We start from the raw sequence: 8,217 nt of genomic DNA, 5'->3' as shown, positions 1-8,217 counted from the left end.
TAATGGATATGCAAATGCCGGTAATGGACGGTTTGACCGCAACTCGTGAAATTAGAAAATTTAACCAAACCATTCCGATAGTGGCAATGACCGCCAATGCAATGAAAGGCGATAAGGAAAGATGCCTTGAAGCCGGAATGAACGATTATATTTCAAAACCGATTGATTCTGAGAAAGTTCGCACCGTAATTGTTAAATGGATTCGAATTGAGAAAACAGACTCACTGGAAAATAAATCTGAAAATCTGAAAAAATCTCTTAAATTTCCCACAAGTTTAGCGGGAATTGATTTGCAAGAGGGACTTTCTCGGATTGCGGGTAATCGGGAACTATTTATAAAATTACTTACATTTTTTTATAATGATTACAAAGATTCCGTTTATAGCGTCAGAAAGTTAATTGAAAATGGCAAAATGGAAGAGGCTATTCGAATCTCTCACACCCTAAAAGGTGTCGGAGGAAATATTGGAGCAAATGAACTATTTGAATCAGCGAAAAATCTCAATACGGCATTACGGGAAAATGAGGACACGAATCTGAATGAATTATTAGAACAATTTGAAAAAAGTTTACAAGAAGTGATAACCTCGGCAAAAAAGGTTGCAGATTTGAAAACAGATAAGCAGGATGAAATATTGAATTTATCCAAAGATAAAATCAGAATCTTGTTTAAGGAATTGCTGCAGATGGTTCAAGATGGTGATGCAAATGCAGAAGAGCAGCTGATGAAATTGCGGGGGCAAATCAGCGAATCTCTGTTTGACAAGGTTCGAGAAGAAATAAATGATTGTGAATTTGAAGAAGCAGAAAAAACGCTGGCGAAAATAAATAAAGAAATTCTCGGGACGGATTAATGGAAAAGAAAGATATAATTTTAATTGTTGATGATGAAAAGTATAACAGAAACCTTTTGGCAAATTTTCTAAAAGACGATTACAAAATTATTTTTGCAAAGAATGGGAAACAGGCTCTGAAAAGAGTTTTCACCACACCGCCGGATCTAATTCTCCTTGATGTTATGATGCCGGAAATGGATGGTTATGAATTTTGTGAGAAAATTAAATTAAATGAAAACACAAAAAAAATTCCTGTTATTTTTATCTCCGCAATGAATAGTATAGATGCTGAAGCAAAGGGTTTGGAACTTGGAGCAATTGATTATATCTTCAAACCTTTCAATCCTTCCATTGTAAAAGTTCGGGTAAAAAACCATCTCAAATTGCGGAAAGCCATGCTGGAATTAAATAGACTTTATAATCTGGCTCTTGATGCTAATCCCATGACAAACCTTCCGGGGAACAATAGTGTTTCCAAAATCATTAAAGATAGTTTGGAAAGCAAAAAAAAAGTGTGTGTTATATATACCGACCTTGATAATTTTAAAGCGTATAATGATAAATATGGATTTGCTTTGGGCGATAAGGTGATTCTTTTTACCACAAAAACATTGAAAGAATCCATTGTAGAAGCAGGATGTCCTGATGCTTTTGTGGGTCACATTGGCGGAGATGATTTTATCCTCGTAGTTCCTTCCCAAAAAAGCGATCTTGTTGCAGAAAGAATTGCCACTGTTTTTGATGCGGAAATTACTAAATTTTACAATAAGGAAGATGCTGCTGCCGGATTTATTAATTCAACCAATCGGCAGGGAAAAAAACAAATTTTCCCTATTATGACTATCAGTATGGCTGGAGTTGATCTTGCCCATAGACGTTATAAAAATTATATCGAAGTAAATGACGCTTGTTCCGAACTCAAAAAGAAGGCAAAGTTAATCAACGGAAGTAATTTTTATCTGGATAGTAGAAGGAAATAACCACGAGTATGATATTTCAAATCATATATTTTCGTAAAGTAGCTCCAGCGTCTCGCTTGAACGATTAAATATAATTTTTGTGGAGAAAATAAATGAATAAAATGGACGAGATAAAAGAAAAATTAAAAACAGCATCCGGTGAAGAAAAAGCTATATTATTGAATGATCTCGCTAATGAATTTAACAAAACCGATCCCGAAAAATGCGAACAACTCGCTCTCGAAGCACTTGCTTTTGCAATAAAAATTGATTTAAAAGAGGAAATTGGGAGAAGCAATCATATTATTGGAATGTCTTTTCACCGAAGAGGGGAATATGACAAAGCATTGACAGCTTACAACAAGGCGTTGAAAATTTTTGAGGATCTGGAAAATAAATTGAGAATAGCTGGTTCCCAAAATAATATTGGAGCTATTTATGAGCTGCGTGCCGACTTCAGTCTGGCACTAAAATATTATTTTGAAGCCCTAAAAATTTGGGAAGAATTAAACGAAACACAAAGAATTTCCGTTGTTTACAATAATATTGGGATTGTTTATGAAAAACTTAGTAATTACGATCTCGCTTTGGAATATCATTTTAAAAGTATGAAAATGAAAGAAAAGATGGATAATCCAGCCCAACTTGCTATTTCTTATAGCAATATCGGAAATGTATATAATGACAAGGACAATCCGGATGAGGCATTGAAATATCACCTAAAGTCATTAGAGATCAAAGAAAAAATCGGTGAGAAACGAACTATTGGAATTTCTTACTCCAATATTGGAACTGATTATGAAAGAACAGGTGATAATGATAAAGCAATAGAATATTACATGAAGAGCTTAAACATTTTCGAGGATATTTCAGATAAATATGGCATTATATTCTCAACTCAAACACTCGGGCGGATTTATACTGAAATTCAATCCTATGATTTGGCAAAGAAGTATCTCCAAAAAAGTTTACTCCTTGCTCGGGAAATTGGAACAAAAGAATTGGAAATGAATACAAATAAGTTACTCGCACATTTATACGAAACCCAATCTGATTTTGAACAGGCTCTAAAATATTACCTAAAATATACGGATTTGCAGCAAGAGATTTTCAACGAGCGCAAAAGCAAACAAATTGCTGAAATGCGGATCAAATATGAGACCGAAACAAAGGAAAAAGAAACAGAGATTTACCGTCTGAAGAATGTTGAATTGCAAAAGCAAATAGTAAAACGAAAAAAAGCGGAAGAGCAACTCCAGCTGAGCAAAGAACGTTTGAGAATGCTCAATAAAATAATCCGGCACGATCTGGCAAATGATTTTATCGTAATCCAAAGTGCTGTTCATCTTTTCAGATATGAGTCTCAACCGGAAATGCTCGATGAGATAGAAAAAAGAGTAGAGCAGAGTTTGAAGACTATTGATAATTTCAGAAAATATGAATCTCGGCTTGATTCAAATGCGTTATTAGATGAAGTGGATGTGGCAAAATTAATCAATGAACTTATAATCGGATTCCCAAAAATTGAGATCAATGTGGCTGGTTCGTCTATTGTTTTTGCTGATCATGCATTGTCCTCGGTATTTACAAATCTCATAAGCAATGCTATTATTCATGGTGAGGCTACAAAAATAGATATAATTATTTCATCAAAGGATAACTTTTGCGAAATACGATTTAAAGATAACGGAAATGGAATTCCAGACGAAATCAAGGACAAAATATTTGAGGAAGGTTTTTTCCATGGTAAAAAAGGACATACCGGCATTGGCTTACATATCGTAAAACAAACGATTGAAGATTATGGTGGATTTATTTATATTGAAGACAATCACCCGAAAGGTGTTATCTTCGTGATAAGTTTAGGAAAAGTTATTAAATAAATGATTCCGGTAACTCAACCATCCCTGATTGAGCAGTTTAAGCGTCTCGCTTGAAAAATGTTGATTTGCGATGGACAAAATTCATGCAGAAATTGACATAAAATAAGAGTTTAGCAAAATTTAAAATTGATAATAATATTACTAAAGGAGTAATCGTATGAAAAAAACTACGTTTGTTTTATTGATTTTGGTCTGTTTATCGCAGGTTTTATCTGCTGCAGCAGTGCAAAAAACAATCACAGATTCGGAAAGCGGGTTGCAGTTCAATGAAAATGCAACTGCTGACTTTTCGGTAAAATCCATTAACACCGGTTTTAAAAGTAGAGACAATAGGATGGGAATTCTCTGGCAAACTTCTGCTCCAGCTGCAATTATGGGGCAGGTTTGTGTCTCTGATGTAACAGGCAATTCATTTGCAGAATGGCATTTGAACGATGAGTGTGCTTCTTTGTACCACGATACTGCCAATCCTCTTTGGGTATATCCGGTCGGAAATCTTGATTTCGGTTTTCCGGTTGATATGACAGAAGATGGCAGCGTTCTTGCAATCGGAAACGGAAGTATTTTATCCGTTTTTGATCCTTCATCCGCAGTTCCAACCTGGGAACTAACAGCTAATGGGATGATAACAAAAATGGTACTCAACCAAGATGGTTCAATCGTCTTTATGGGAATATATGACCAACCTCACGCAAGTAGCGAAATCAAAGCCTATAATATTAATAATTCCACTCCTATCTGGAGCAATTCTTATGGTGGATCAGTGGGGAATCTTGTAATTAGTGGCGACGGTTCGACCCTTGTGTTTACTCAATATGGTGGTGGAAATAGCGCCATGAGGGTTTTGGATTCTGCAGACGGTTCGTTGATTTTCGAAGCTCCCGAATATAATCAAAATCCCCCGGCGATCTCTTACGATGCTTCTATAATTGTAAACGGAGATTATTCAGGCTATGCCCAAGTTTATGAATTTGATGAGGATACCGGAACTTACGAAGAAAAATGGAATTTTAATGCAAATGCCGGAACCAGCACCTGGATTGGTGGAATGTCTGTTTCTGCTGATGGCAGCACGATCGCCATTGGAACGCTTGTGTTTCTTGGCGGTGGTTATGACGGAGAACTATTTGTTTTTGACACGTCATCTCCCATTCCTCTCTGGACTTATGGAAACGCAGGAGATTATATAATTTCTATTGATATGAGTACGGACGGATCGGTGATTGCTGCAGCCGGTTATGGACCAATGGATCATTCTACACCTGATTTTTTTCTTTTTCGTAAGCAAAGCAATATTCCGCTTTTTGAAATTAATACGCCCGGTTCTATGAATTCTGTAGATATGGCTGCTGACGGCTCTTTTTGCTCTGTGGGCGGAAAAGCCGTGCATGCCAGAGTTATGGGAAGCGGCGGTTTGCTTTATTCTGTAGATTGCAATCTTGGTGGCGGAACTCTTACCGGCACCGTCAACCTAGAAAATACTGATGATAATTCCGATGTGAAGGTGGAAGTTGCCGGCATTGAAGATTATTTTGATTATACGGATTCCACCGGATATTTTATTATCAATAATATCCCCGAAAATCTTTATACTATTGAATTTAGAAAAGTTGGCTACGAAGATGTGGATATGTTTCCAGTTGTCATCAATGAAGGTGGAATTACAGATGTGGGAGAAGTGGAAATGACTTCTCTCGGTGCCGGTCCTACAAATCTTATAGCAACGCAGGCCGCCGGATTAACTGTTGACTTATTTTGGGATGAGGTGCAAGGGAATCCAACCGGATATAATATTTACAGAAAAATCACAGAATCCGCACCTTTTCCTGAAGAACCGTATGCTACGATTTCTGCTACGCAAACAAACTTTGAGGATACCGATGCTCTTCCGATGATTGATTATTATTACGTTGTTACAGCTATCTATGATGGTGGAGTTCAATCTCCGTATTCAAATCTTGTGATAGGCTGGATAAGCACCGGTTTTGTTGTGGATGAAATTAGTGTTTATGAAGGAATCACACCTGTAATTGATGGGGTGATCTCTCCCCAAGAATGGGACGATGCTTATCGAATAGATTGCTCGGATTTCTGGGGAACCCATGATAACACGATAAATCCGATTGGCAGTGTGATTGGATATTTCAAGATGAATGCTGATGAAACAGAACTTTATGTTGCTTATATAAATTACAACGATTCCCTGCTCGAAGATCACGACGAAGTTGCCTTGTATATTGATGATAACGATGATGGTGTTTATCCACCAGCCGGGGACGATTCTGAAGGGAACTATTGGGCTGCCTACTATTCTTCCGGAAGTGTAATAAAATATCGTCCTATTTATGAAACCGGAGGAGTAGGAACGGTGATTTATTTGGACAACCCCCAGATTGCAGTCTCTGCCGATGAAGGTTATCTTGTTTACGAATTTGTTATTCCCTTCGGAGATGAAACCTGGGAACTTACTCCGAGTGCAGAAAACAAATCCTCACTTGCTATTTTTGTTCTTGATGATAACACTCCCGACCCCAATGGATTCGACGGATGGTGGCCCTTTGACAACATAAATCTCTTCAATCCGGCTGATTACGGCACAATTTCTTATGGAGTGGAAGTGCAAACTCCACCTGCTCCGGAAAACGTGAACCTTGTCGAAAATGTGGATGAAACCCTCACAATCTCTTGGGATATGCCGAATATTAACGATCTTGATTTCTTTAATATCTATCGCTCAATTGATCAGGGAAATTTTGAATTGTATGATATTACAGTGGGTATTTCTTTCATTTATTCCGACTTAGTCCCCAATACGGAATACCAATTCTATATAACAACCGTCAATCAAAGCGGGCTTGAATCCGATCCCTCGGAAATTGTTGAATATGTAATGATTGGAATCGAAAATAATGAGCAGTATGTTACGGAATTATTCAGTAATTTCCCGAATCCATTCAATCCCGACCAAAATGCAACAAACATCTCATTTAGTTTGAAATATAATTCCAAAGTGGATATTTCAATCTATAATATAAAAGGGCAGATGGTGCGGTCACTTACAGCCCGGGAATATACTTCCGGTGTGTATAATTTGATATGGAACGGCATAAATGAATCCGGACAAACCGTAAAAAATGGAATTTATTTCTATAAAATGAAATTGGATGAAAAGAATTTTGACTTTGGGAAAATGCTCTTGCTGAGATAGAAAAAAATATTAACTCGTTAAAAAATCGCTTCATGCCGTATGAAGTTCCCCTTCTTGAGGATAAAAAATTCTGTGGTATGAAGCGGTTTTTTTTTATGAGAATATTAAGCAAATAGAAGTTGTTTTGTTTCTTTATCCCTGAATTGCATTAAAACCGTTAAAACGGTTAAAATCCTGTATTTTCCTATTAACCCCCGACTTACCTGTCTTGGCGACCTGTCAAGGCGTAGCGAAGCGAAGACTGAAGTTTTGAGTGGTTGAAAAAATATGAATCTGGTCTGGGGCACGGCTTCGTTCTATCGAACTACGTCGTTGCAGTCTCCGTTTTTCGCGTTGCTCCTGATTAAGCAAACTCAGAAGTGTTTTTTTGCAAACGCTCGTCCGGAATGCGATTTCAAATATTTTTCGAACGCTAAAGCTTTATCTTTCGATAGAAATGAAATTGCTGTCTCAATATACCAAGGACGAAATTTAGAAGAAGATGGAACCCCTCCCCCATTGTGCTTTTTTAATCTCTTTTTAAGATCTGTTGTATATCCAATATAGTATCTTCTATTATCCCGCTCACTTCGCAAAATATAAGTGTAATGATTCAATTTTATAACCTCCATTTTCTAGAAAACATATCAAAGTATCTGGAGACTGGCATGCCAAGGCGAAGTTTTGAGCATTACCCAGATAACTTCTGTTTTTTGCACGGCTTCGTTCTATCGAACTACGCCGTTGCAGTCTTCGCTTTTCGCTTTGCTCAAAACGAAGACTGGTGGAGCTAACGAGACTCGAACTCGTGACCCTTTGTCTGCCAGACAAATGCTCTCCCAACTGAGCTATAGCCCCACAAATTTAATTACCGCTAATTTGTAATCAGCGATTTCCCTGTCAACCCTTTCATTCAAAAACCTGACAATTTTCGTTTTTCAATGCCCAACAAATCTGCAGCAAGTAACAACAAATCATGTAGCAGATATTGGGAATTAATTAGTGTCTGTCTGTAAAGGAAAATCTTGAGTTAAGTTCCGTTTTTTTGAACTTGACTTAAGTTTTTCCAACTTACAATTATAACGCCACTTAACTTAATAGATAATTCTTTCAATTCGTCACGGAATGGTCGGTGACTTCTCGAAAAGGCTACTTTACGGACAGACTCTAATTAGTGTCCATCCGTAAACTCGCATTTTCCGTAATTATTTTCATTTTTTAGAAATGCAAAGTTTACAAATTCCACCAAATTTATAATTATTCATTAGGATCAAGCCAAATATTTCAATTTTATATTTTTCAGGGTTAATTTTAATATTTTTAACGTACTTCGCCTATTGGTTCAAAAAAAC

The 8,217-nt window shown here is 36.9% G+C and carries 5 protein-coding genes and 1 tRNA gene; 4 read left to right on the top strand and 2 right to left on the bottom strand.

Annotation, left to right across the window (positions count from 1 at the left end):
- The 4 genes from U9P79_10010 to U9P79_09995 form a co-directional block, all read left to right on the top strand.
- The coding region (locus tag U9P79_10010) for a response regulator (GenBank protein ID MEA2104956.1) at positions 1–854 on the top strand (854 nt) is incomplete at its 5' end.
- The gene (locus U9P79_10005) at positions 854–1,816 is read left to right on the top strand and encodes a response regulator (GenBank protein MEA2104955.1); all 963 of its coding nucleotides are present in this window, start codon (positions 854–856) and stop codon (positions 1,814–1,816) included. The genes U9P79_10010 and U9P79_10005, both read left to right, overlap by 1 nt.
- 92 nt (positions 1,817–1,908) lie before the next feature.
- Positions 1,909–3,678 carry a tetratricopeptide repeat-containing sensor histidine kinase gene (locus U9P79_10000; GenBank protein MEA2104954.1) on the top strand — a complete coding sequence of 590 codons (1,770 nt, stop codon included), beginning with the start codon at positions 1,909–1,911 and terminating at the stop codon, positions 3,676–3,678.
- Between the two features lie 157 nt (positions 3,679–3,835).
- Positions 3,836–6,886, top strand: a complete 3,051-nt coding sequence (locus tag U9P79_09995) for a fibronectin type III domain-containing protein (protein ID MEA2104953.1) — start codon at positions 3,836–3,838, stop codon at positions 6,884–6,886.
- A gap of 353 nt (positions 6,887–7,239) precedes the next feature.
- Here the strand turns inward: U9P79_09995 and U9P79_09990 are convergent, their stop codons facing one another.
- Complete coding sequence (locus U9P79_09990; GenBank protein MEA2104952.1) at positions 7,240–7,497, bottom strand: GIY-YIG nuclease family protein; 258 nt, start codon at positions 7,495–7,497, stop codon at positions 7,240–7,242.
- 150 nt (positions 7,498–7,647) lie between these two features.
- A tRNA-Ala gene (locus U9P79_09985) sits at positions 7,648–7,723 on the bottom strand.
- Positions 7,724–8,217 lie beyond the last annotated feature (494 nt).

The sequence above is a fragment of the Candidatus Cloacimonadota bacterium genome, from assembly GCA_034661015.1.
GTDB lineage: Bacteria > Cloacimonadota > Cloacimonadia > JGIOTU-2 > JGIOTU-2 > JAYEKN01.
The sequence above is the reverse complement of the archived record's forward strand: the minus strand, read 5'-3'. Positions and strand labels throughout refer to the sequence as shown.